Origin of the sequence: Hyella patelloides LEGE 07179 (assembly GCF_900659865.1) — a bacterium.
Taxonomy (GTDB): domain Bacteria; phylum Cyanobacteriota; class Cyanobacteriia; order Cyanobacteriales; family Xenococcaceae; genus Hyella; species Hyella patelloides.
This window is the reverse complement of record NZ_LR213859.1, coordinates 1-24,319: the sequence shown is the minus strand read 5'-3', so window position 1 is coordinate 24,319 and position 24,319 is coordinate 1. Positions and strand designations below refer to the sequence as shown.

Annotated in this window: 22 protein-coding genes, 1 pseudogene and 1 riboswitch; of the genes and pseudogenes, 18 read left to right on the top strand and 5 right to left on the bottom strand. The window is 38.4% G+C overall.

Translation table 11 applies throughout. The annotated features are described in order from the left end of the window. Window positions 1-315 (top strand): DNA-binding protein (locus H1P_RS36150; RefSeq protein ID WP_186375991.1); only part of this gene is annotated, 315 nt, incomplete at its 5' end. Between the two features lie 36 nt (window positions 316-351). Here H1P_RS36150 and H1P_RS15690 read toward each other — a convergent pair. Further along, the gene (locus H1P_RS15690; protein ID WP_144868851.1) at window positions 352-1,791 is read right to left on the bottom strand and encodes an RtcB family protein; all 1,440 of its coding nucleotides are present in this window, start codon (window positions 1,789-1,791) and stop codon (window positions 352-354) included. A gap of 248 nt (window positions 1,792-2,039) precedes the next feature. Between H1P_RS15690 and H1P_RS15685 the strand changes: the two genes are divergently transcribed. The 15 genes and pseudogenes from H1P_RS15685 to rimK all read left to right on the top strand — a co-directional run bounded on the left by H1P_RS15685 (window position 2,040) and on the right by rimK (window position 16,528). After that, window positions 2,040-2,627, top strand: a complete 588-nt coding sequence (locus H1P_RS15685; protein ID WP_144868847.1) for a ParA family protein — start codon at window positions 2,040-2,042, stop codon at window positions 2,625-2,627. Between the two features lie 446 nt (window positions 2,628-3,073). Next, window positions 3,074-3,775, top strand: coding sequence for a response regulator (locus tag H1P_RS15680; RefSeq protein ID WP_144868844.1), 702 nt, complete (start codon window positions 3,074-3,076; stop codon window positions 3,773-3,775). Between the two features lie 6 nt (window positions 3,776-3,781). Then, the gene (locus tag H1P_RS15675) at window positions 3,782-4,882 is read left to right on the top strand and encodes a sensor histidine kinase (RefSeq protein ID WP_144868841.1); all 1,101 of its coding nucleotides are present in this window, start codon (window positions 3,782-3,784) and stop codon (window positions 4,880-4,882) included. A gap of 343 nt (window positions 4,883-5,225) precedes the next feature. Beyond that, complete coding sequence (locus H1P_RS15670) at window positions 5,226-6,539, top strand: glycosyltransferase (protein WP_144868838.1); 1,314 nt, start codon at window positions 5,226-5,228, stop codon at window positions 6,537-6,539. 616 nt (window positions 6,540-7,155) lie between these two features. Further along, window positions 7,156-7,434 carry a hypothetical protein gene (locus H1P_RS15665; protein ID WP_144868835.1) on the top strand — a complete coding sequence of 93 codons (279 nt, stop codon included), beginning with the start codon at window positions 7,156-7,158 and terminating at the stop codon, window positions 7,432-7,434. Between the two features lie 25 nt (window positions 7,435-7,459). Next, window positions 7,460-8,857: an ABC transporter ATP-binding protein gene (locus H1P_RS15660; protein ID WP_144868832.1), complete on the top strand. Its 1,398-nt coding sequence runs from the start codon at window positions 7,460-7,462 to the stop codon at window positions 8,855-8,857. A 177-nt stretch (window positions 8,858-9,034) separates the two neighbouring features. Continuing rightward, window positions 9,035-10,312, top strand: coding sequence for an RNA-guided endonuclease InsQ/TnpB family protein (locus H1P_RS15655; protein WP_186375990.1), 1,278 nt, complete (start codon window positions 9,035-9,037; stop codon window positions 10,310-10,312). A 30-nt stretch (window positions 10,313-10,342) separates the two neighbouring features. Then, window positions 10,343-10,585, top strand: a pseudogene (locus H1P_RS38295) (ATP-binding cassette domain-containing protein); the annotation flags it as partial. A gap of 279 nt (window positions 10,586-10,864) precedes the next feature. Next, on the top strand, window positions 10,865-11,263 hold the full coding sequence (locus H1P_RS15645; protein WP_144868823.1) for a DUF1622 domain-containing protein: 399 nt from the start codon (window positions 10,865-10,867) through the stop codon (window positions 11,261-11,263). A gap of 73 nt (window positions 11,264-11,336) precedes the next feature. Further along, window positions 11,337-12,185 carry a GGDEF domain-containing protein gene (locus tag H1P_RS15640; protein ID WP_144868820.1) on the top strand — a complete coding sequence of 283 codons (849 nt, stop codon included), beginning with the start codon at window positions 11,337-11,339 and terminating at the stop codon, window positions 12,183-12,185. A gap of 36 nt (window positions 12,186-12,221) precedes the next feature. Beyond that, window positions 12,222-13,019: a hypothetical protein gene (locus H1P_RS15635; protein WP_144868817.1), complete on the top strand. Its 798-nt coding sequence runs from the start codon at window positions 12,222-12,224 to the stop codon at window positions 13,017-13,019. Between the two features lie 389 nt (window positions 13,020-13,408). Then, a complete protein-coding gene (locus H1P_RS15630; protein ID WP_246141725.1) occupies window positions 13,409-14,191 on the top strand; it encodes a universal stress protein in 783 nt (260 codons plus the stop codon). 168 nt (window positions 14,192-14,359) lie between these two features. Continuing rightward, window positions 14,360-14,486: riboswitch (cyclic di-AMP (ydaO/yuaA leader) on the top strand. A 139-nt stretch (window positions 14,487-14,625) separates the two neighbouring features. Then, window positions 14,626-14,862 (top strand): hypothetical protein, encoded by a 237-nt coding sequence (locus H1P_RS15625; RefSeq protein WP_144868810.1) that lies wholly within the window; start codon window positions 14,626-14,628, stop codon window positions 14,860-14,862. Between the two features lie 273 nt (window positions 14,863-15,135). Continuing rightward, window positions 15,136-15,591, top strand: coding sequence for an ATP-dependent zinc protease family protein (locus H1P_RS15620; RefSeq protein WP_144868806.1), 456 nt, complete (start codon window positions 15,136-15,138; stop codon window positions 15,589-15,591). Between the two features lie 31 nt (window positions 15,592-15,622). Then, entirely contained in the window at window positions 15,623-16,528 is a 906-nt protein-coding gene (gene rimK, locus H1P_RS15615; RefSeq protein WP_144868803.1) for a 30S ribosomal protein S6--L-glutamate ligase, read from the top strand. Between the two features lie 205 nt (window positions 16,529-16,733). Here rimK and cynS read toward each other — a convergent pair whose 3' ends face one another. The 4 genes from cynS to H1P_RS15595 form a co-directional block, all read right to left on the bottom strand. Further along, window positions 16,734-17,177: a cyanase gene (gene cynS / locus H1P_RS15610; RefSeq protein WP_144868800.1), complete on the bottom strand. Its 444-nt coding sequence runs from the start codon at window positions 17,175-17,177 to the stop codon at window positions 16,734-16,736. Between the two features lie 148 nt (window positions 17,178-17,325). Further along, window positions 17,326-18,210, bottom strand: coding sequence for an ABC transporter ATP-binding protein (locus H1P_RS15605; RefSeq protein WP_144868797.1), 885 nt, complete (start codon window positions 18,208-18,210; stop codon window positions 17,326-17,328). Then, window positions 18,207-19,040: a nitrate ABC transporter permease gene (ntrB, locus tag H1P_RS15600; RefSeq protein ID WP_144868795.1), complete on the bottom strand. Its 834-nt coding sequence runs from the start codon at window positions 19,038-19,040 to the stop codon at window positions 18,207-18,209. The genes H1P_RS15605 and ntrB overlap by 4 nt, the downstream gene beginning before the upstream one ends. 222 nt (window positions 19,041-19,262) lie before the next feature. Beyond that, a complete protein-coding gene (locus tag H1P_RS15595) occupies window positions 19,263-20,912 on the bottom strand; it encodes an ABC transporter substrate-binding protein (RefSeq protein WP_144868792.1) in 1,650 nt (549 codons plus the stop codon). Between the two features lie 337 nt (window positions 20,913-21,249). On the opposite strand from H1P_RS15595, the gene H1P_RS15590 reads away from it, so the two are divergent. Further along, window positions 21,250-21,999 (top strand): hypothetical protein, encoded by a 750-nt coding sequence (locus H1P_RS15590; protein ID WP_144868789.1) that lies wholly within the window; start codon window positions 21,250-21,252, stop codon window positions 21,997-21,999. A gap of 242 nt (window positions 22,000-22,241) precedes the next feature. Further along, window positions 22,242-24,164, top strand: a complete 1,923-nt coding sequence (gene dnaK / locus H1P_RS15585) for a molecular chaperone DnaK (protein ID WP_144868786.1) — start codon at window positions 22,242-22,244, stop codon at window positions 24,162-24,164. Window positions 24,165-24,319: the final 155 nt, after the last annotated feature.

The following is a 24,319-nucleotide window of genomic DNA, read 5'->3' as shown; positions in this document are numbered from 1 at the left end:
TTAATTCCTTTACACAAAGGCAAGCCCATTATTAAAAAAGGAAAAAGAGGTCCTGCTCCTCGATGGCGTAATCCTCAAAAACCAGCTAAAACTATAATCCACGTCAATACCCACAAAATTAAGCACAATCAAAAACACTCTTTAAACGAACCAGTAATTACTGTTAAACAGAGAAATACTAATTGGTATGGACATGAGGTAGAAATACCAGGAGGATGCCGTATTTTGTATTATCCTGATAATCCTACCTGTGGTCGTGCGAGGGTTTGGATTGAGACTTTGTACGATGTTAAGGTAATTTCTCGATCGCTCTAAAGTATTTGCTCCACTAATTTATATTAGAGCTAGACTTCAAGCTTTAAAAGTCAAAATTGGTTTTAACCTGGCTACTACCTTCACCATTCCCGCTTCTACTTGAGCATCAATTACTGGTTGAATTGGTTTATAAGCAGCAGGGGCTTCTTCGAGACGACGCTCTTCTCTTAAGGTTACACAGTCAACACCAGTCAAGCCTAAACTCAACTCATCGCGACAAGCACCCTTACGAGACATAGCAAAGCGTGACTTTGCCCTTCCCGCACCATGAGAAGCAGAAGACAAAAATCTTTCGTTACCTAAACCCATCAACAAATAAGAAGACGAACCCATTGAACCAGGAATAATTACAGGCTGTCCTGGGTATGCGGGACACGCACCTTTACGCACAATCCAACGTTTGCCATCTGGTAGGGTGATATTGTGGGGTAAATCGTAAACTAGAGGTGCTGCAATATCTCCATATACTTGACGTAAGCGCAGACGTAATAATTCAGCCAGTAGTAAACGATTTACAAAACCATAATTAGCTGCGGTGGCTTCTGCTTCTAAATAGTTAGAAACAAGATCGGGATTACTATCGTTACTGAGAGGGAAGAGACGAGAATTAGGATAAGCTGTGCCAATTTGCCAAGCTTTCCAGGCTCGATCGCGCCACATTCCCCCGATGTATTTACCCACGCTACGAGAGCCAGAGTGAATCATAAAGGCTAGTTGTCCCTCTTTGATTCCCCAAGAGTAAGCAGCACTTTTATCTTCTACTCTCTCTACTATTTGAATTTCCACGAAATGATTACCACCGCCAATGGTAGCTAATTCACCATCTCGTACTATTCCAGTTTTGGGAACTAATTCGGGTGGTGCATAATTAATATTGCCTTCTAAAGAACCAGATAAATAAACATTGTCGCACTCTTGCCAAAGTTGCTCGAAATTAGATGCAACAAAACTACCCAAAGGATTAGCTGTCATCGCTGATAACCATCCTAAAATGCCGTGTTGGAACATTCCGCGAGCCGTTACCGCATCCATACTGACATCGCGAGTACCGAGAAAATAATCTCCTTTCATGAGTTCCACAAAATGATTTCTCTGGCTTAAAAACTCTTCTAAAGATAGATCGGCGACGTGTAAGCGCATTCCACAGTTAATATCTGAACCGACGGCTGCGGGAATAACCATGTTTTTTGTTTGCACGATTGAACCAATAGCAACACCAGCATCACCTGGATGAAAATCTGGAGTAGCACAAACGCGAGTTACTTCCCCCCCTGAAGGATGAGAGACAGTAGCTAGACTAGCTAGTTGTTTTAATGCTTTGCCTTCTACAGCAAATCCTTCTGGAAGCAATACCTCTGCGGTGGGAGATTCAAAAGCGTTATCAAGACGAACGGAATAAACTCCATTTTGATAGGAGACATTTAAACCCTGACGCGACAAAGCGCGTAAGAGTCTAGATAAATTTTTAGACTGCATAAGAAATCAGTAGTAAATGACTGTGGTGATTTACCTCTGAAAATATTTAGATTGTTAAAGGTTTGATTTCAGCAGCCAGAAAATATTGTAGGGAGTAATTGCCGATTGATTACAAATTACTCGATATTTTCAGCACTCTCAATTTAACATATTTGGCTCAAATAAATTAAGAAAAGCGATCGATCTATTTATGAGTATCTCAATTATCGCTAAACTACTACTGCTAAGTTTGAGGATTCAGGATCAAAATGATAATTGCTATTACAGCTTTAAAAGGTGGTGTCGGCAAGACCACTACAGCAGTTCATTTAGCTGCATATCTGCAAACTTTAGCACCCACATTATTGATTGATGCAGATAAAAATCGCTCCGCTCTAGTCTGGTCAAAAGAAGATCGACTACCCTTTTACGTCGCTTCTCAAGCTGGTTCGCCAGCATTGATCGCAAAATTCACCCACATTATTATTGATACTCAGGCTCGACCAGAACCAGAAGAACTCAAAGATTTGGCACAAGGGAGCGATCTTGTCATTATACCCACTACCCCTAATCCTTTAGATTTAGATAGCACCTCAAAAGCTACCGAACTATTAGAACCATTGAACGTCAATTATCGAGTATTGCTGACTAAAGTAGATTCTCGCACCACCACTGGTAGAGATGCCAGAATCTTTATGAAAGAAAAGAAATTTCCCACATTCAAAACAGATATTCCTTTGTTAGTTGCTTTCCAACGCGCCCCCAGCCGTGGTGTAGTTATTCAAGATTATCCTGACCCTAGAGCTAAAATAGGTTGGTCTAGGTATCGTGCTGTAGGTAAAGAAATTATGGCTTGAAATTGAATTGAGTAAAGATTATTAATTATTTAGGCGATCGCTATTTTGTCAATAAACCGTGTTTTTAGAAAGGAACGCTGTTTAAGATCGACTCGGAAATTTCTTAGCTAATTGTATTTTTGATGATAAATAACTTAATAAAATATTAGCAATTTTGTCTACTAACTAATTATCAATATCTTCTATCTTTTTCTAAATCTTTAATTACTTTTTCATGATGATAAAGATAACTTCTGCTCTTCAAATTGAGAATTTGCTTTCTTAAATTGGCTTAATAATTATGCCAATCGTTCATCCAATTCAATAAAATTTTAAAAAGTTATTAGTTCAAACCAGAGAACAACTTAAAGCGGACATAGGTTATTAAAATCAAGAGGAAATGAATGCCTAAAACCTGAAACGGGGCAAAATTTGAGAAATAGCCTTGGAATATTTAAAATACTAAAATGGAGATTTTAATTGTTGAAGACGAGCGCGAAATAGCTGAAATTATCCAAGAATGCCTGGAGGCTGAAGGTTTTTCCTGTCGCGTCTGTTATGACGGTCATTCTGCCCTGCGATTGTATAGCGAACATCAACCAGACTTAGTTGTTCTCGATCTGAGGTTGCCAGGTATAGATGGTTTGGAAGTATGCAACCAAATCCGCCAGAAAACAGTAGCTCACGATCCTTATATCTTGATGCTAACTTCTAGGGGAGAAGAAATCGATCGCATTATTGGTTTATCTACAGGGGCAGATGATTACTACGTTAAACCTTTTAGCCCCAGAGAATTAGTCGCCAGAGTACGAGCTTTATTACGTCGTCGCTTGCGAGAGGGCGATCGCTCTCAATTAATACGGACAAAATCTTTTACCATCGATCTAGAACAGCACTGTATCAGTCTTCATATTGATGCTGAACCTGCAAAACAATTAGATTTATCTTCTTCTGAGTTTAAGCTCATGGCTTTGTTTGTCAAACATCCTGGTAGGGTATGGGAAAGGGTACAACTGATCGAAAAGCTTTGGGGAGATGATTTTTTTGGTGAAGAAAGAGTAATCGATACCCATATAGCCAGATTGCGGAAAAAAGTTGAACCTCATTCTAGTAAACCGAGATTTATTCAAACTGTTGTCGGTGTAGGTTACAAATTTGAAGATTTATAGCGTAAAATGAACGATCTCAATCTGCAAGCCCGACTGTTTTTTTCTCATATTCTGGTAACTATTGTGGGGGTAACGGCATCTTCGGTAGTGGGTAATTTTTTTTCTCCCCGCTTTTTTCAATTCCATGTTAGAGATTTGGAAGGAAGAGGCTTAACTATTCGTACCGCTCACTCTCAGTTATTAGAAGTATTTGAAACAGCTTGGGCAAGGGGCAACTTTTGGTCGTTTTTAATCGGTACGTTGGCAGCAGCAATTTTAAGCTATTGGATTGCCAAGCGAATTGTCCAGCCCTTAAATCAAATGGAAACTATTGTTTACCAATTTGCCAACGGTAAACTGGATGAGCGAATGTCTCACTTCGAGATTCCTGAATTAGATCGTCTGGCAATTGGTTTTAATCGCATGGCAGCTAGTTTAGAAGAAGTAGAATCAAGAAGACGAGAGATTATCGACGATCTTACCCATGAACTGCGAACACCCTTAACCATCATTCGGGGACGTTTAGAAGAAATTGCCGATGGTATTATTACGGCTAATTCTCAAATCTATTCGCGCTTAATTCGTGAAACTAAACGTTTACAGCGTTTACTGAATGATTTACAAGAACTATCCCAAGCGGAAACGGGCAATTTATCATTAAACTTGCAGCCCACTAATTTACGGCAAATTCTTGAGCCATTAATCGAGAGATTCAGCGAGCAATTGCTGGGAAGCGATCTCGCTTTAAAGTTAGACTGTCCGAATAATCTACCCTACGTTATGATAGATAGCGATCGCCTGGAGCAGATTTTAGTTAATTTACTGAGTAATGCCATTCGCCACACTCCATCTGGTTCAATCACCCTCAAAGCTTGGTCTGAGATAGATAAAGTCTGGATATCTTTCACTGATACTGGTTCGGGAATTGCCACCGAAGAATTAGCCCATGTTTTTCGTCGCTTCTGGCGATCGCAAAAATCCCGCGATCAAAGATATGGTGGTACTGGGATTGGTTTAGCAATCTGTCGTCGTTTGGTAGAAATACACGGTGGAGAAATATTCGTTGAAAGTCAGTTGGGAGTAGGCAGCACCTTCAAATTCTTTTTACCGATGAATGTTCGCGTTTAATGCCTAATTTTTAGATTGAAACAAGGTTTGTCAAAATTGACATCAAATTGTCATAGCGATGAAAGAACAGCTTGTTAACTTAAACAATAGATAAATCCAAGTTGTTGTTGACAGGCTTTTCATTATCGGAGGAAAAGCGATGAATAATTGTCCGTATTGCGCTTGTAATTTACTGCCTCATCTTCGTTCCCAAAATCGCTATTGGTATTGTTCACACTGTCGTTCAGAAATATCAGATAGCTTTATCACAGCCCAGAATAGATCGATACCCCCTGAATTCAAGCTTTTAAAATCTCATAATCTTTCCTTAGTTTCTTCACTATAATTGCTCATTTTAAGAACTATGCAATCACGCCCAACTATTGCCTTAATATCTGTCCACAGCGATCCTGCTACGGAAACAGGAAGCCAAAATGTCTATGTGCGTCAGCTAGGAGAAGCTTTATCCCGCTTGGGATGGCAGGTAGATATGTTTACTCGCAAAACTGATGCTAGTCAATCAGATATGGTGCAACACAACCCTAACTGTCGAACTATTCGCCTGAGTGCTGGAGTAGAACAATTTGTACCTCGGCAAAAACTGATTGGCTATTTACCAGAGTTTCTTAAACAACTGCGTCAGTTTCAACTAGCCAATAATATTCAATATTCTTTGATTCATACCAATTATTGGTTATCAGCTTGGGTAGGTATGGAACTCAAAAAAATCCAACCTCTGAAGCATGTTCATACATTTCATTCCCTCAGTGCAGTTAGATATGCCAAAATTGACCATCTTTCCCACATTGCTAAAATTCGTCTGGCAATTGAAAAAGCTTGTCTGGAAAGAGCCGATTTAACTATTGCTACTTGCCCTCAACAAAGAGAGTATCTTAGAAAATTAGTTTCTACGAAGGGCAACATCGAAATTGTTCCTTGTGGCACAGATACTCATATATTTGGCTCTGTGGCTTCCATAACAGCAAAGGGAAAACTAGATATTGAATCAGGTGTCTTTAATCTTCTTTACGCAGGTAGATTTGCTCGTCCTCAAGGAATTGAAACCTTAGTAAGGGCAGTTCACAAACTTTATTTGTCTGGTATTCCAAATATTCATCTGACTTTAGTTAGTAGTTCCCATCGTCATGTTAGTAATCAATTAGAAAGAAAACGAATTAAAAAGCTGATTGAAGATTTAGGTATTAAAAACATTACTACTTTTGCAGAACGAATCAGCCGAGAAGAACTAGCAATGTATTATGCTGCTGCTGATGTTTGCGTTGTTCCTAGCTATTATAATCCTTCTGGAATGGTGGCACTAGAAGCGATGGCAAGCGGAACACCTGTTGTAGCTTCAAATGTGGATGGCTTGAAATATGTAGTGGAACACGAACAAACAGGGTTATTATTTCCGCCTAAAAATACTACTGTTTTAACCGAAACCATCCATCGCCTGATAGCTGACCCCAAATTACGTTGGAAATTAGGGGTATCTGCTAGAGAAAGAGTAGAAGATTTATTTACTTGGGATGGTGTTGCCAATCAACTAAGTGATTTTTATCAAGAACTTATAGAAGCTCATAATCTAGAGTTGTTGAAACAAAATTTAGAGCTAGAGTTATTAAATAGATCGTTAAAAAATTCAATAGGTGGCAAAACTAACGAAGTTGTTAGTTAGAGTCAAAGGGAGCTATTTCTGATCCTAAAAGTCTGGAGAAATTGATCAAAAAAATCGGTTGAATCAAATCAAATTGCTGGGTTGTACCACATACCAAAATCTTGATAATCAATGGTTAATCGAAATTCCTACAGACCATAGGAAATTATTGCTGCAAGAACATAAAAACAATAAGTGGTTACTTATATCTAACGGAGATCCACAAATGTTTCTCAATACAAGACAAATATTGCAATATATCAAAAAAATCCAGAAAAATCCTCTAATATTTAAGACTAAGGAAGCTGCCATAAGTTCTAAATGATCTTGAAATTATTGCTATATTTAGTTTTCAAATCGCAACCTAGTAGCTCTCCAACCTACAACTACTTTATGTTTAAAAAGCGTGAAGCTACGCTACATTATTTCCCGATCATTTTGAACTATAAAGTCTTTAAAAAGTAAGTGAGTCTTTAGAAATGTTTCCTTTTCTTTTATTCCAAGCAATAGCATTAGTTTTTATTGCTTTCAATATTTTTTCCCTTTCTTTACTATTTCCTGTAGAGAAAAATTCCAAAAAAACCAAAATCAAAAAAGCTTAAAACTAACCTATAATAATTTTTCTCAAGAATGATTTATGCTAAAAAATTATTACTATGAATCTTCAGAAAAAGCAGCCAGAAAGAGTTTTCTGGGTTTACTAATTACTACTTTATTATTTTTGATTTCTTTTAATTTAGCTTGGTTGTCGATACTTATCAGAATATCTCGGCTCACCGAAATTAATAATATTAGTAGAAATATCTTTAATTTAGAATTGTTTCTGATTATCGGTAACTTGACGATTGTGTGTTTATTTGCAACATTAATATTAACAATTAAAAAGTTTAATCTGCCCTTGAATAAACATTGTTAATTATCTTTTGAGTTTAATATTGTTTATGAATTTTAAGTTCAATCAAGTAATTTTTAATCTAGTCAAGACAACCAATTTTTGGCAAGCCAATTATCTAATTTTACGACAATTAAAGCATTTCAAATTTATCACTACTGTTGCTATTAGTTGTACTTTAATTGGTGCTTTTTTTGAGGGCATTACCGTTAGCTTAATTGCCTCTTTTTTACAAAGTTTAACTAATCCTAACGAACCACCAATTCAAACAGGTATTAGTTGGTTTGATGGGGTAATATTAGCAACTAAAGCGACGGCATCAGTAAGAGTTTATCGTTTAGCAGCAGTAATTCTCATAGCAATTTGGCTCAGATCGCTACTGCACTATTGGGGACAACTTTATACAGGATTGGCACAATGTCATTTAAGCAATCGCATTCGCAAATTAATTTTTGAACAGTTACAAAGTTTAAGTTTGAGCTACTATTCTAAAATTCATTCGGGAGAACCTCTTAATAGTATTACCCGTGAAGTTAATGAACTCAAACAGGTATTTAACCTGACCGCTAAAATCATTGCTCAAGGTTCGACACTACTGGCTTATGTCATATCCCTGTTTTGGCTTTCTTGGCAGCTTTCTCTGGTGGCAGTATTAATGTTTAGTTTGCTATCTGTGGGATTATCAACTCTCATTGCTAGGGTACGTGAAGCAAGTTTTGCCATACCTAAAGCTAACGGACAGTTAACTTCTGTGGCAATTGAGTTTATCAACGGCATTCGTACTGTTCAGGCATCAGCCACCCAAGATTTTGAACGAAGAAGATTTTATCGGGCTACCAATCAAGTAATGGCAGCCGAAACACAAGTAAAAACCGCCTCGGCATTAGTTCAACCATTAGCTGAGGGAGTATCGAGTACGGTACTGATTGTAATTGTGGTGGGAGCGTTTGCTTTGTTGATCGAAACGGGACAAATACGAGCAGCATCTTTACTAACCTTTATGTTTGTCTTATTTCGAATGATTCCCTTGATATCCCAAATTAATCACAGTCGAGAGAATTTAAGTAGGTTTCAGGGTTCAATTGGCAATATTAAAGAACTACTACGTCGCGAGAATAAAACTTATTTAACCAATGGCGGAATTCCCTTTGCAAAACTCAAACACAGCATTGAGTTTGTGGCTGCCGATTTTGGCTACAATCCTCATGAATTAGTCCTCAAAAATATCAATTTAGCGATCGCCAAAGGACAAACAACTGCTTTAGTGGGGGCTTCTGGGGCTGGTAAAACCACTTTAGTAGATCTGATCACTCGGTTTTACGATCCAATTAAAGGTCAAGTATTAATTGACGGTATCGCACTATCAGAGAGCGAAATAAATTCTCTACGTCGTCAGATGGGTATTGTCAGTCAGGATACGTTTATTTTTAACTTTTGGGGAGTTTGAGGGGCGATAAGTCCCGCGCTATAATCTTTGATTTAGCGTCGGGACGGGGCGTATAAACTTCTGGGGAAACCCCAGAAGACAGCCCCTCATCCAGGGACATCTCAAGTATATCAAAAGGCTCGATGCCTTGTAGATATACATTCTACCATTAATGACAAAATGTGATAGAATATTCTCATGATTTTAAATTATCGCTATAGAATTTATCCTGATGCAGAACAAGTCGAGACACTAAATGAGTGGCTTGAAACTTGTCGCGTTAGTTATAACTATGCATTGCGAGAGTTGAAAGATTGGATAGCTTCTCGAAAATGTCCTATAGATAGATGCAGTTTAGAATCAGAATATATTATGGCTGCGGGTTATCCGTTCCCTAGTTACCATCAACAGCAAAACAACCTACCAAAAGCAAAAAAGAAATTCCCTCGACTAAAATCTGTACCATCTCAAGTATTACAAATTAATATTAGGCGGTTACACGATAGCTGGGATTCTTTTAGAGTTAGAGGCTACGGCTTTCCTCGTTACAAAAAGTATGGGCAGATGAAGTCAATACTTTTCCCCCAGTTCAAATCCAATCCTTTAACAGGGTCGCTTCGCGCACCTTCGGTGGGGCAGGTCAAGATACCTAAACTGGGAAAAGTAAAGATTAATATTCATCGCCCGATACCTGACGGCTTTATTGTTAAACAAATTAGAGTAGTCAAGAAAGCTATGGGTTGGTTTGCTGTGGTCGCAATAGAATCGGATATTGAGCTTCCTCTGCCTATGCCTCACGGTCACGCTATCGGCGTTGATGTTGGCTTACTATCTTATGTAGCTACATCTGATGGATCTACCGAAAAGCGACCTAAATTTTTCAAGACAGCCTACAGTCGGCTGAAAGTGCTACAAAAGCGTTTGTCAAAGAAAAAGAAACGAGGTGAAAACTATGAAAAGGCTCGAATCAAAGTAGCTAAACAACATAATCACATAGCATTCAAACGCACTGACTATCAGTTCAAACTAGCTCATAAGCTTTGTGACATGGCAGACACAATCTATATAGAAGATTGCGACTTCCGTATCATGGCTAAAGGAATGTTAGGCAAGCATACGCTAGATGCTGCTTTTGGTAAACAAAGAGACATATTAGAATATGTAGCCCAGAAAAGAGATGTTTTTGTCGGTCGAGTTGACCATCGTGGAACTTCTCAGACCTGTCCTAACTGTAGAACTGAAGTTAGAAAAGACCTGAGTGTTAGATTACACGAATGCCATGAGTGTAGTTATGTTGTTGATAGAGATATTGCCTCTGCACAAGAAATTTGTAACAGAGGTCAAGAAACGTATCGGGGGACTCCCGAAAAGCCAGAAATTGGCTCTCAAGTCGTACTGTCGGGCAACTTTGTTGTAGATAAGTGGCGTTTTAGGGGAGCAATGCCCAATAGCGATATCGGGAAGCCCACACCATAATCTTTGATTTGGTGTTGGGAGGATGTCACTACTTCTGTTCGAGATAATATTGCCTATGGTTTAGACAATATAGCAGAATCAGCAATCATTAAAGTGGCTAAACAGGCGAACGCCTGGGAATTTATTCAAGAATTACCCCAAGGAATGGATACTATTTTAGGCGATCGCGGAGTCCGTTTATCAGGAGGACAACGTCAGCGTATAGCAATTGCTAGAGCTATTTTGCGCGATCCAGAAATTTTAATCCTTGATGAAGCTACCAGTGCTTTAGATTATCTGGCTGTATGGGCTTTAATTTTGCTTTTTATGATGTATCTCAAATTTTCTCAGGATATCAAGTTTTTATTGGCAAAATTGGCAATCAGTCCTATAGCGATCGCTAAAATTCTCCAAGAAACGGCCGAAGTTCGCTCCAGAATTAGCAATTTGTTCGAGTTTCAGAATGTTGATGTTTGTTTAGATAGAATGAGAAAAGTTATTTTATCGTTGGTTTCAAAAGCGACGTTTAGCTTGAGCAATCTTATTATCCTAGCAACAGAGTAAGAAACCATAATGTTTTTAACCCTAGTCAGAACCCTTAATGGTTGGGTGGTTAGTTTGTGTCAATTATTAGCACTGTTTGTAATCGTCACGGGGATTATTAAAGCTCTAATTATTTACTGTAAGTACATTTTTTCTAATTCTCGTTCTGCGATCGCATTTCAGGCAAGTCGATTAGAGTTGGGTTATTCTTTTTCCCTAGGGCTGAGCTTTTTAGTAGGAGGTAGCATTTTAAAGACAACAATCGCACCAACCTGGAATGACATAGGTCAATTGGCAGTAATTATTGCCATACGAACAATTTTAAATTATCTTATGTTACAAGCAATTAACAAGAGTTCCAACGATTCCCCTCAACAATCTTTATTGCCAGAAAAACAGTCAACAGTCTCTTCAAAACTGATGCATTAAACTGCACACCCCAAAACCTTACTTTTTAAATACTTATGATGTTAGTTACGATCCCCAAAAAAATCTTGAAAAAATGTCAAAATATTACGCTCAATTAATAGGATTTTTGGCGATCATAATTATTAGTATTATTGACTATCTCGTCGTCATCGATATTTCTCTATCTATTATTTATTTATTACCCATTTCTCTCACAAGTTGGTATGGGAAAAGATGGTTTTCAATTCTTTTAGTATTGATTAGTACTACTGGCTGGTTTGTTGCTGAGTTTACGGCTAAAACTAATCTTTATGTACTTGTTCTTCTTTGGAATACAGTAGTAAGATTAATTGTCTTTCTAACCATAGCTTATCTTATATCAACTCTGAAAATAGCTTACGAAAAAGAAAAAAAATTAGCACAAACAGATGGACTTACAGGAATAGTCAATCAAAGGTTTTTTCTAGAACTATTGCGAATAGAATATAAGCGTTCTCTTCGTTACGGTCATTATGTAACTTTGGCTTATTTCGATTTAGATAACTTCAAACAGATTAACGATCGCTTTGGACATAATACAGGGGATAAGTTGTTAAAAACTGTTGCTCGGACTATTCAAAAACAAATTCGCGAAACTGATATCATTGCCCGCTTAGGCGGAGATGAATTTGCTTTACTTTTACCAGAAACTAACTATCAATCTGGGCAAGCCATTTTACTGCGTCTTCAGCAGAGACTTAAAACTGCTATGGAAGCTTACTCTCCTACCGTGAGTCTCAGCATAGGAGTAGTTACATTTTTGACGTTTCCTAATTCAGTAGATGAGATGCTCAAACAAGCAGATAGCTTAATGTATAAAGTCAAGAAGAGTGGCAAAAATAGAATCGAATATCAGGTGTTCAATCCAGCCTTAGATGTTAAAGAGAACGTATTAAAACAGTGAAAAAATTTAGTTAGCAATTGCTTTTCAATATTGATTATGAACCCAATAAAGACGTTAAAAATAGGTCAAATTTCTCTTGATTTCGATCGCGATGTTTATGATAGATTGATATCTAATTATGGAGAGCTAACAGAATTTATTGATAGGTTAAAATCTTTCATGACCAAAGTCGCCAGCCATAAAGATGAATACAACATTAATCCTTATACCGACAAAATTAAGAGAGGGATTTATATTTTAGGCAAAGATGACTCCGAGCTAGGAATATTTCCAGATTCCCACTTGGTACTGAAATGTTCACAAAGTAAACCTTTGGCAGAAAACTTAAGAAAACAATTCTACCGAAGTATTCAACTCGCCCAGAATTTTGAAGAGCAACTCAATAGCGATCAAAAAGCTCTCCTCCAGATTTGCCCAGTCTATCTATATGTCCAAATTAACTCTCCAAGTTTCTTTTTTAAACAGAATCTGTTTATGCAGAGGGTAGAGGGTGACACGACCTTGGGAAATACCAAGTCGGGATTTAGTGGGGAATTTTGTGAAGTTTTTCAGATTCCCAGTCTTGAAAAAATCCGTACTTTATCTCAATTTGCCTTACACCGATATCTGGATAGAGATAAGCAGCGTCAACTTTTTAAAATTCAAACTGCTTATTTATTCCAGAGGTTATGGCTAAAAGGGATGAAGATTTTTAGTTTAAATCAAAAAAATATTTTGGTTTCCCAAGACCCCAACAATGGTCAGACTCGATACTTAATTATCGATCCAATTGCTGACTACTTGCTACCAATTTCCCCAGCCTACAATAGCTTAACCCTTCCTTTAATTGGATGAATACATGATGCAGCAAAATTTAGCTCATGGTGTATATCAAAACAGATCATTTAACTAACGGCAAATAATCACTCTAGGCAGCCAGTAATTTTATACTTGACTGCTTTTTTTGCAGTTAAATACTATCCTTTAGAGACTGTTTGCTCAACAAAAATTAAATGTTGGCGTAGGTTGGAGCTGACCAAGACGGCGAGTATTTTTTTGTAATTGTCTTCCAATTTTCTATGCGCCGTAACCCCGAAGGAAAACATAGACAAAGTAGGACAGACTTCCATAGTGTAAGGGTTGTGAGCCGATAGTTTTTTGCCTTTGCGGACAAAATTCCCCCGAAATTCAGTACTTTAATACTGTTTTTTAGCTCTAAAATAGGGGAATTTTGTGAGGTCGCGTTGCCTGGGGTTTCCCCCCCCAATAACGAAGATAATCTGTTAAGTTTGGCTCTTATTCTTGCCAAAACAGCTAACGGCACTTTATTACCTCTCAACGTCCTCAGCGATCGCGATAGAACCGTTTCCCCAGAAGCTCGAATCCAGCAGCAACAGCTATTAGCCAAAGCTGAAACTATAGCTCACAGTGCTAACGCGAAGGTAAAAACCATTGGTCGAGTAGATGATGAGATCGATCGCGGTATTGTCCGCACGGCGCTCGAACAGGATGCCAGTTTGGTAGTCTGCGGTTGGAGGGGTTATTCTACTTATCAAGATAGTTTTTTTGGCAGCACGATCGATAATGTGGCACTACAGTTACCTATTCCTGTTTTAATCGCTCGCTTTGTTCAACCCATTGCCAATACTGCTAGGGTATTTTTGGCAGTTACTAAAAGGCAAGCACTGTCAGAGGAATTTGAGCAGACTCTCCGTATCGCTAAAATGCTAGCTAACGAACTTAAAACCAGTCTTGAAGTATTAGTAGTAGTTAGCAAAAAGCAAACCCAACTGTCCCCTCAAGAATTAGCCCAAATAAGTCGCGATCTTCCTATTGGTCAAGCTCAAGGAAATACGATCAAAGAAGTTTCTCAAAAGGTTTATAAAAACGATTTATTACTTTTACCCGTCAAAACTGCAGAAGCAAGAATTCGCAATCGTTCTGCCGTTGGCACTCTTCCTGAAGCGATCGCTCGTTCTCACGAAAATATTTCAGTAGTGGTGATTCACTTTCCTTTGAGTAGTTAAAACCGCGAAGCGAAAGTTTAAAAGCTAATCACACATCATTCTCCATTGCAAATTACTATATTTGTCAAAGTTGACATAAAAAAGACACATCGTAGAAACATTGTTGATTTAACATTTGATAGCAACAAATAAAAAACAGAGTGTCAGTCAGCCTAGTCCTATGGTTTAGCTTATCTTAAGCCTAGTCTGGGAGCGGGGAAACCAATTTGGGGCGCATTGCTACGGTTTTGGTAGTAAGGGACATCTCTCAGTCCTAGCCCGTCAGCTAACCTCGTCGGCATTGAGAGGAGATTGAAGAGGCAATGTCTAAAATAGTATTGTTCTCGTCATAATCCTTAGTTACTAACTGCTCTCTACATTTAGCTGTTTAGCTCGTATTAGTTTGATTAGTGCGATCGCAGCAAGCTCGTTTAGTTACAAAGGAGACTCGCATCATGTTTAAAGTTGGTGATATCGTTCAACATAAGGTGACGGGTAAACTTGGCACAGTAGTGGGTTACGGATGTCGAGTTTTAGACCGTACGTATTGTTTAACTCTCAAAGTCAAGCCTCTGAAAGGATTTTATTTCAGATCGCCCATAGAGGACACCATCAGTAAGTGGCGTTTTGTGCCTCTTGGTTCACCTCAATTATTCGATAGAGGTTCATTGAAACATAAGCTGGTAGCCTAAAGCTTTTTCATACAGAGATAACCCTCAGTAACTCTAAGTTTTTCAATAATTAAACAAAATTGGTATTTTAGCTGATTAATTGCTCATTACCTAAAAAAATTCCTACACCTTTAAGACAGCCAGTAGATTTCTATCTGACTGCCTTTTTTTTGAGCCTTACAGTTTCCAATCTTGGTTCACCCCAATAACATAAAGGAAACGAAGCGTAGCAATAGTGACAAAAAGGGAAATATTAAGTCAAAATCAAGAAGATAAATTTTTTATTACTTCTATATGAGGAAAATTAAAGATGAAGCCCCACAATTATCGATTATTGGTTGGCGAGAAACCTTATCATTGCCAGAGTTAAATGTAGGGCGCGTTAAAGCCAAAATCGATACAGGGGCGCGAACTTCTGCTTTACACGCTTTTCATTGTCAAGAATTCCCACTGGAAGATAAAACGATGATTCGCTTTCAGATTCATCCCATACAACGCAATAACCAAAAAACTGTATTGGCTGAAGCAGAACTACTCGAATATCGTAAAGTACGCAGTTCTGGAGGACACGCCCAGATTAGACCAGTAATTATCACCACGATAAAATTGGGAGAACAACAATGGCAAGTGGAACTAACTTTAACTAATCGTGATGTCATGGGCTTTCGGATGCTGTTAGGTAGACAGGCAGTGCGCGATCGCTTTTTAGTCGATCCGAGCCAATCCTTTTTACAAAGCGATCGCCAATAACTATTAAATTTTTATTCAGGAAATTAGACAAATGAAAATTGCTATCTTATCTCAGGACGCTGCTTTATACTCCACTAGAAGATTGAAAGAAGCAGGAGAAAAACAAGGATATCAAATGCGAGTAATTCCTTATTTACGTTGCTATATGAACATTACTTCCAGTCGTCCCAGCATTATTTTTAATGGTACTCCTCTAGAAAATTTTGATGCGGTAATTCCTCGTATTGGAGCATCTAGGACTTTTTATGGTACTGCTGTAGTACGTCAGTTTGAGGTTATGGGAGTTTTTAGTTGCAATGAATCTCAAGCAATTTCCCGCAGTCGGGATAAGCTACGTTGTATGCAAATACTGGCAAAAGAAGGGGTTGGTCTACCCGTAACTGGCTTTGCCCACGCCACCCAAGATATAGATGGTTTGATTGAGACAGTGGGAGGCGCACCTTTGGTGATTAAACTTTTGGAAGGTACTCAGGGAATTGGGGTAGTTTTAGCCGAAACTTATCAGGCTGCCAAGTCAGTAATTGAGGCGTTTCGAGGCTTGGACACTAATATTTTGGTACAAGAATATATTAAAGAGGCAGGAGGTGCAGATTTACGTTGTTTTGTGGTTGGCGATCAAGTAATTGCTGCTATGAAGCGTCAAGGGGCAAAAGGAGAATTTCGCTCAAATTTACATCGTGGTGGCAACGCAGAAAAAATTAAGCTTTCCATCGATGAGAGAACAACCGCAATCAAAGCAGCAAGAGCTATGGGGTTAAATGTGGCGGGAGTAGATCTACTTCGTTCAAATCATGGACCTGTGGTCATGGAAGTTAATTCTTCTCCAGGCTTAGAAGGAATTGAAAAAGCGACAAAAATTGATGTAGCAGGAAAAATTATCGAGTATGTGGTTGAAAACGCTGCTAATAGCGATACCAAAGAACTGATTAAGTATTAACGATCTAGGTGCTAGTGAATGGGTAATGCTAAAACAGTATTATTTAATACGTTCTTACTAGAATCAGCAACGCCGTTATTGACGATTTGTTCTACGAATTCTCTGATTTCAACCCAGTTGGGATATTGGTTTAAGGACGTTCCTCACAAAATAGCAATCTCAATTTAGGGCGAATAGTTATTCGCCCTCACAAAAATTATCTTACCTACCACTTTTTATAAGGTAAGAACTTACCACACATGGTAATCTTAACGCGATCGCCTTTAGGGTCGGGAACTTTATCTACTTCGACAGAAAAATCAATTGCACTCATGATACCGTCGCCAAATTTTTCATGAACTACTGCTTTGATCGGCATTCCATAAACCTGCATGATTTCATAAAAGCGATAAATGAGAGGATCGGTAGGAATTTGAGGTTCGAGAGAGCCTTTTAAAGGAGGGATAGTTAATTCTTCTGCGGTTGATTCTGGTAAACCCAAAGCTGTTACCAATTTGGTTGCTTCATCCATGTCTGCGCTTGCTTGACGATAGATCACTGATGCAATCCAAGTTTCATCTCTGCCAATGGTTTTTTCTAATTCTTCAAAGGTGATTCCTTTGTCTTTTTTTGCTGCTAAAAGTTTAGTGGTAATTTCTGCAATAGCCATTTGTAAATTGCTCCTAATTATGTCAAAGGTTAATGGTTCGTGGTTCGTGGTTCGTAGCTCATAGTTGATTGTCGCCTATTATCGACCTTGCTACTTTTCTACTACCTCATCCCTCATTCCTCATCCTTGATCCTCGATCACTCATCCTTTAATTACCCAGTCTTGCTTCTTCTACGGCACGGGTTTCTCGATATAAGTGGTCTTCCATTTCTTGCTTTAACCCCAGATATGCAGGATGCTTTTCTACTTGAATTCGATCGCGGGGACGAGGAAATGGTACATCGAGAATTTCGTCGATTTTGGCAGCAGGGCCCTTAGTCATCATAATGATGCGATCGGATAGCAGTAAAGCTTCTTCGATACTATGGGTGATCATAATAGCAGTTTTGCGCTCTTGCTCCCAAATGCGTTCGATTTCATCTTGTAAGAAACCACGGGTCAAAGCGTCTAATGCACCAAAAGGTTCATCCATTAGCAATATTTGGGGATTAATCGCTAAAGCTCTAGCAATCCCGACTCTTTGTTTCATTCCCCCCGATATTTCATGGGGACGTTTGCTTTCTGCTCCTGTGAGACCAACTAGCTGGATATGCTCTTTGACTACTCTTTTCCTTTCGATAGCAGATAGCTTGGGATAAACTGTTTCCACAGCAAAACGAATATTACCCTCTACTGTCATCCAAGGCATCAGAGCATAGTTTTGAAACACCATACCCCGATCTGGTCCAGGCTGCTCAATGGCTTGACCATTCATAGTTACTGAGCCACTACTGGCAGAGCTTAAACCTCCAATAATGTTTAGTAAAGTAGATTTACCACAACCAGAAGGGCCAATAATGCAAACAAAGGTATTGTGTTCGATATCAAGATTAATATCTTCTAAGGCGACATAATCGGAGGTAGCTTGACCTGTAATGTTATTTAAAAAACCCTTTCTCCCAGGAAAAACCTTGGAAACATGGCGTAGGGATATTTGGGCTGAATTTTGATGCTGGTTATTCACAAAAGTCTCGGATGATAATGATAGATTCATGCTTTTTTCCCAAAACTAACCAATTTTTCTAGATAGGCAAAGATTTGATCTAGCACAATACCTACTACACCAATAATGAAAATTGCCACAATAATATTAGGTATGTATAGATTATTCCATTCATTCCAAATGAAGTAACCTAAGCCTGTTCCTAAAAGCATTTCCGCAGCTACAATTACTAACCAAGATATTCCCATACTAATGCGTAAGCCAGAGATAATATTGGGTAATGCAGCAGGGATAATTACTTTAAAAATAGTCCGCAAGCGAGATGCTCCAAGGGTTTTTGCCACATCTAAATACTCTTGGCTAACTCCAGCAACACCAAAAGCAGTATTAATTAGGGTGGGCCAAATACTGGCGATCGCAATAATAAAAATTCCTGTAACTTCCGAGTCGCGAAATAGGTATAAACCTAAAGGAAGCCAAGCCAACGGGGAAACAGGTTTTAGTAATTGAAAGTAAGGGTTAAAGGCTTTAGCAGCTACGGGATAGATCCCAATCAAAATCCCTAACGGGACAGCAATTAATGAGGCAATGGTGTAACCAATAGCGACTCGTCGCAGACTAACTAAAAGATTCCAGCCAATTCCGAGATCGTTAGGGCCATTATTATAAAAGGGATGAGTCACCCAGTACCATAATTCTTGAATGGTTAAAGAAGCTGTGGGAAAACCTTTAGCAAATAGCTTAAATTTTGCCCCTAATTCCCAAAAAAGCAAAAATATAACTAATGAAACCAAAAACAGCACTAATGCCTGGAGATTTTCATTAAGAACAAATTTTGGCTTTTCTTTTCCTTGGATACTCCTCTTTTCTACTACTGTCATTTTTTTAACCGATAACTAAATAACTATTTAATAGACCTCTTGCACAAATTATTTTTTTCAACGTCTAAATGCTTTTTAAAATATGAATTTTAGAGAATTCAAGGTAATCGCTCAAACCATGAAAATTCGTATTCACGCAAGAGGTCTAATAATGACCGCGAGGGATGCCCTTGATATCCGTTTAGAGAACACATCCAATCGCAGTTTTGACTGATACTAACATCAGACACCATATTTCTTGATTTGTTCTTCGACATATTCCCCTGGTTTAGTAGGGTCGAAGGTATCAAATTCTAAGGTTTCGGTGCGATAGATATCTGTTGGGGGAGTTTGACCTAATTCGACCGCTAATTCTCTGGCAAGATCGGTCATAAATATCTCTTGACCTACTTCGTCATAAGCTTCGTTAGTAATGGCTTGTTTAACTTTACCGTCTCCTTGCAAATCCCAACGTACTAATTGAGAAGAAATCCAATTAGCAAAGCTTTGCCAAGGATAGGGGTCGAAATCAATGCGGTCGGGAATGCTTTGTGTATTACCTAAGCCATCTTCAAAATTACCTGTTAAGACCGCTTCTACCACTTCCACAGGCTGATTTAAGAAAGCTCTTTCGGAGATTGCTTTGGCAATTTCGGGACGGTTAGCGGGATCCTGAGCATAGCCAGCAGCTTCAATAATTGCCTTGTTCAAAGCTCTAAAGGTATTGGGGTTTTCTGAAATCCAGTTATCACTAGCAGCAAAGGCACAACAGGGATGACCAGGCCATAATTCTTTGGTTAGCTTATGAATAAAGCCTGCCTCTTCGTAAACAGCCCTTTGATTGAAAGGATCGGGCATCAGATAAGCATCAATATCCCCTGCAATTAACTGGGCAATACTATCTGGAGGTGGTACGGGACGAATTTTAACATCTTTGTCAGGGTCAATACCACCAGTAGCCAAATAATAGCGTAATAAGAGATTATGCATCGAATAGGGGAAGGGTACGCCAATGTTAAAACCTTTGAAGTCGGCTGGCCCATTTACTTTACCTTTGTGCTTATTCGCCACAGTAATTGCCTGCCCATTAATGTTTTCAATACTGGCTAATTTAACTCCAAAAGAAGTTGAACCCAAACCTAAACTCATGGCGATCGGCATCGGTGCTAACATATGATATGCATCTAGCTCACCTGCGATCGCAGAATCTCTGACTGCACCCCAACTGGGCATCTTAACGACTTTAGCATTAAAGCCATACTTGGAGTAAAAGCCTAAAGGCTCAGACATAATAATCGGTGTCGCACAGGTAATAGGAATAAAACCGATTTGTAACTCTGTTTTTTCTAAATTAGATGTATTGGTCGGTGGCGCGTCTGAAGTTTCTTCTGTTTGAGAGCTTTGATTATTGGGGGCGCAATTAGCTAAACTTATTAAAGCAGCACCTACAGCTAAATTCTTTAAAAAACGACGGCGACTAAATTGACCACTTTGTATAGTATCGTTAAAAAATTCTCCCGATTTAGCACCAAAAGCAGCAGCAAAAGCATTTTCCAAACCTCCTGCTTGTTTGGCTAATTCTAAAACTAATTTTTCTCTTTTAGAGTCACCTTTTCCTGCCATTTTAAGAAACAAAGCTTTTCTTAAATCAGCTGTATTAACCATGTCTGCCATCTTAAAAGCTTCTGGTTTATAAATGCCCATTTTGACCAAATCATCGATCATTTCTAAGGGATTTTGAGGCATATCCTCCGACATGAATTTCCAATGATCCCTAGGCAAGTGAAAACTAGCACAAGATTGACACCATTGTTTTGTATTACTTAAAGTATTTTTATTATTATCAAAAATTTTCCCTTTATTAAGGGAATTAATAACCGAAGATGAACTCATTATTATTATTTCTTATAAATGCTTTAGGATTTCTTCAAGATTAAAACTTCTTTTATCTGTATATTCTGTAACAAAATATACTGCTTATTTGGGTACATAAGTGTAGTTATATTTTGAGACAAACGCCATATTTTCGCGTTCAAGTACTTCAATAGTACAAGTTCATCAAACTGTCGCCAAATCAGACAAATAGTCTGGGTAAAATACTAGTCAAAGGTTAGGAAAAAGTTATTTTAGGTTAATTTTTGTTTATCTTTAGATTATTCTTATGTGTTATCGCGCAGACTTAGATTTGTCACAGTCTGCCGATCCGTAACGTAGAGAATAGTTTTTCTTGATGAGTAAGAATTTTCCCGTTAAAACAGTAGCCTTGATTACTTTTGGCATCGATTTTTTAGGTATAGCGATCGCTGTAAGTAGAGCGATCATCTTAGACAGAAGCCCTATGCGTTACTTTGGCGAAGGGGGTTTTATGACTTGGATTTCGATTCTTCAACTACTTTTCATTGCTGTTTTATGCTGGAAGATTAGCACTCTTAGAAAAACAAAGCTCAAATCATCTGCCCCTCTTAAAAAACGACCTGCGATATTTTGGCGAGTTACTGCGCTAGGAATGTTTTTCTTTGCTTTAGATGAAGCTTTAGAAATCCATGAACAATTAGATAGAATCATTTTAAGGGCTTTTAAAATACCAGAAAACAGTTTAACTACTAGGCTTGACGACTTTATTATTCTATTTTACGCCATTACAGGTTTACTACTTATCTATTGGTATCGTAACGAATTTAAGCATTTTATAGCATCTTTACCTTGGTTCAAATGGGCATTATTCTTTAGTTGTTGGACTATTTTTTTAGATATGCTCGGTCACGATCGAGGAACTTTTGCCCCTTTTGCTGATAACCTTGATCAACTAAACTATATTCATCATTGGTTTGGTGCCGTGGAAGAAATGCCTAAAATATTAGCTGGAGGAGCATTTCTTGTTACTTTTTATAGTTGCCTGAAAATTGCCAAAAAAATGAAGCAAAAATCAAATTTTCAGACTACGGATACTAACTTCAAAGAGCTAATAAAGAAATCATAAACTAAACCAGATACTCATCAACAAACAACTACCAACAAACAACTACCAACCAGTTTATCCGTCCCATAAGGTTCGGAAAACTACACTACCGAAGAAAAGTTATTCACTTCACTATAGATATTAAAGAAACACAAACTGAGGGAAGGCAGCCAGCCAAGAAAACTCAGCTTCCCTGTGTGTATGTGGTAACACCTAAAATAATACTTTTAGTTTTGTAGTTTAAATTTGGAGCATCGCTTTATATGGCAAAAGTTGTTGGTATAGATTTGGGAACTACCAATTCCTGTGTAGCTGTTATGGAAGGGGGTAAACCCAACGTCATTTCCAATGCAGAAGGTTTGAGAACTACTCCCTCAGTTGTCGCTTACGCAAAAAATGGCGATCTTTTAGTGGGTCAAATTGCTAAACGCCAAGCAGTCATGAACCCACAGAATACTTTTTACTCTGTAAAACGCTTCATTGGGCGTAAATATGATGAAGTCACTAATGAGTCTAAAGAAGTAGCTTATAAATCCTTACGAGACAGCAATGGTAACGTTAAATTAGAATGTCCTGCTCAAGACAAGCAATTTGCACCAGAAGAAATATCTGCACAGGTTCTTCGCAAACTGATCGAAGATGCTAGTAAATATCTCGGAGAAACAGTCACTCAAGCTGTAATTACTGTTCCTGCTTACTTTAATGACTCTCAACGCCAAGCAACCAAAGACGCAGGTAAAATTGCAGGTGTCGAAGTACTCCGTATCATCAATGAACCTACAGCAGCATCTCTAGCTTATGGTTTAGACAAGAAGAGTAACGAAACTATCCTCGTATTTGACTTGGGTGGTGGTACATTCGACGTTTCTATTCTGGAAGTAGGAGATGGTGTATTTGAAGTACTAGCAACTTCTGGAGATACTCACCTTGGTGGTGATGACTTCGATAAAAAAATCGTTGACTATTTAGCAGAAGAGTTTCAACGCAACGAAGGAATCGATCTCAGAAAAGACTCGCAAGCATTACAACGTCTTACAGAAGCAGCAGAAAAAGCTAAAATTGAGCTTTCTAGTGCCACTCAAAGCGACATTAACCTGCCTTTCATCACAGCAACTCAGGATGGGCCAAAACATCTTGATATGTCTCTAACTAGAGCTAAATTCGAGGAAATCTGTGCTGACTTAATCGACCGTTGTGCGGTTCCTGTACAACAAGCTCTCAAAGATGCCAAACTAAGTAAAGACCGCATTGATGAAGTAGTAATGGTAGGGGGTTCTACTCGTATTCCTGCGATTGTCCAACTGGTAGAAAAAGTTTTAGACAAAAAACCTAACCAAACTGTAAACCCTGATGAAGTAGTAGCTTTAGGTGCTGCAATTCAAGCTGGGGTACTCGCGGGAGAGGTTAAAGACATCTTACTTCTCGATGTTACTCCTCTATCTCTTGGTGTAGAAACTCTCGGTGGGGTAATGACTAAGATAATCCCTCGTAACACCACTATTCCTACCAAGAAATCAGAAACCTTTTCTACAGCAGTAGATGGTCAAACTAATGTAGAAATTCACGTTCTGCAAGGTGAAAGAGAATTTGCTAAAGATAACAAGAGTTTAGGAACTTTCCGTCTCGATGGTATTCCTCCTGCGCCTCGTGGTGTACCCCAAATTGAAGTTACTTTTGATATCGATGCTAATGGTATCCTCAACGTAACGGCAAAAGATAAGGGTACAGGAAAAGAACAGTCCATTAGTATCACTGGTGCATCTACTCTTCCCGACGACGAAGTAGATCGTATGGTGCAAGAAGCAGAAGCAAATGCTAATGCAGATAAAGAGCGTCGTGAAAAAATCGATCGCAAAAACCAAGCTGACTCTCTGGTTTATCAAGCAGAGAAGCAAATCACTGATTTAGGAGATAAAGTTCCTGCTGATGATAAGACTAAAGCAGAAGGTTTGATCAAAGACCTTAAAGAAGCAGTAGCAGCAGAAGATGATGAAAAGATTCAAACTGTAATGCCAGAACTACAGCAAGTTCTTTACGCTATCGGTAGCAATATGTATCAGCAAGCTGGTGCAGAAGCCCCTGATGCTGATGGTACAGATGCTCCTGATGCTGATGCTAGTAGTGGTGACAAAAATTCTACTAGCGGTGGTGATGATGTCATTGATGCAGAATTTTCCGAAAATTAATCAACATTAAATATAGGTTATTTGTAGGGTACTGCTTTTATTGTTACCCTACTTTTTTTTGTCAATTTTTCAAATAATACCAATTCTCGCGCAATAGCTAGATAGGGTTTGCTGAAAAAGTAAGCGAAAAAATTTACAAGAATCAGCTTGTTTAA

Bases quoted from the DNA above. Each gene is read 5' to 3' on its own strand.
- H1P_RS15690 (WP_144868851.1), bottom strand. From the start codon at position 1,791: ATGCAGTCTAAAAATTTATCTAGACTCTTACGCGCTTTGTCGCGTCAG.
- H1P_RS15685 (WP_144868847.1), top strand. From the start codon at position 2,040: ATGATAATTGCTATTACAGCTTTAAAAGGTGGTGTCGGCAAGACCACT.
- H1P_RS15680 (WP_144868844.1), top strand. From the start codon at position 3,074: ATGGAGATTTTAATTGTTGAAGACGAGCGCGAAATAGCTGAAATTATC.
- H1P_RS15675 (WP_144868841.1), top strand. From the start codon at position 3,782: ATGAACGATCTCAATCTGCAAGCCCGACTGTTTTTTTCTCATATTCTG.
- H1P_RS15670 (WP_144868838.1), top strand. From the start codon at position 5,226: ATGCAATCACGCCCAACTATTGCCTTAATATCTGTCCACAGCGATCCT.
- H1P_RS15665 (WP_144868835.1), top strand. From the start codon at position 7,156: ATGCTAAAAAATTATTACTATGAATCTTCAGAAAAAGCAGCCAGAAAG.
- H1P_RS15660 (WP_144868832.1), top strand. From the start codon at position 7,460: ATGAATTTTAAGTTCAATCAAGTAATTTTTAATCTAGTCAAGACAACC.
- H1P_RS15655 (WP_186375990.1), top strand. From the start codon at position 9,035: ATGATTTTAAATTATCGCTATAGAATTTATCCTGATGCAGAACAAGTC.
- H1P_RS15645 (WP_144868823.1), top strand. From the start codon at position 10,865: ATGTTTTTAACCCTAGTCAGAACCCTTAATGGTTGGGTGGTTAGTTTG.
- H1P_RS15640 (WP_144868820.1), top strand. From the start codon at position 11,337: ATGTCAAAATATTACGCTCAATTAATAGGATTTTTGGCGATCATAATT.
- H1P_RS15635 (WP_144868817.1), top strand. From the start codon at position 12,222: ATGAACCCAATAAAGACGTTAAAAATAGGTCAAATTTCTCTTGATTTC.
- H1P_RS15625 (WP_144868810.1), top strand. From the start codon at position 14,626: ATGTTTAAAGTTGGTGATATCGTTCAACATAAGGTGACGGGTAAACTT.
- H1P_RS15620 (WP_144868806.1), top strand. From the start codon at position 15,136: ATGAGGAAAATTAAAGATGAAGCCCCACAATTATCGATTATTGGTTGG.
- rimK (WP_144868803.1), top strand. From the start codon at position 15,623: ATGAAAATTGCTATCTTATCTCAGGACGCTGCTTTATACTCCACTAGA.
- cynS (WP_144868800.1), bottom strand. From the start codon at position 17,177: ATGGCTATTGCAGAAATTACCACTAAACTTTTAGCAGCAAAAAAAGAC.
- H1P_RS15605 (WP_144868797.1), bottom strand. From the start codon at position 18,210: ATGAATCTATCATTATCATCCGAGACTTTTGTGAATAACCAGCATCAA.
- ntrB (WP_144868795.1), bottom strand. From the start codon at position 19,040: ATGACAGTAGTAGAAAAGAGGAGTATCCAAGGAAAAGAAAAGCCAAAA.
- H1P_RS15595 (WP_144868792.1), bottom strand. From the start codon at position 20,912: ATGAGTTCATCTTCGGTTATTAATTCCCTTAATAAAGGGAAAATTTTT.
- H1P_RS15590 (WP_144868789.1), top strand. From the start codon at position 21,250: ATGAGTAAGAATTTTCCCGTTAAAACAGTAGCCTTGATTACTTTTGGC.
- dnaK (WP_144868786.1), top strand. From the start codon at position 22,242: ATGGCAAAAGTTGTTGGTATAGATTTGGGAACTACCAATTCCTGTGTA.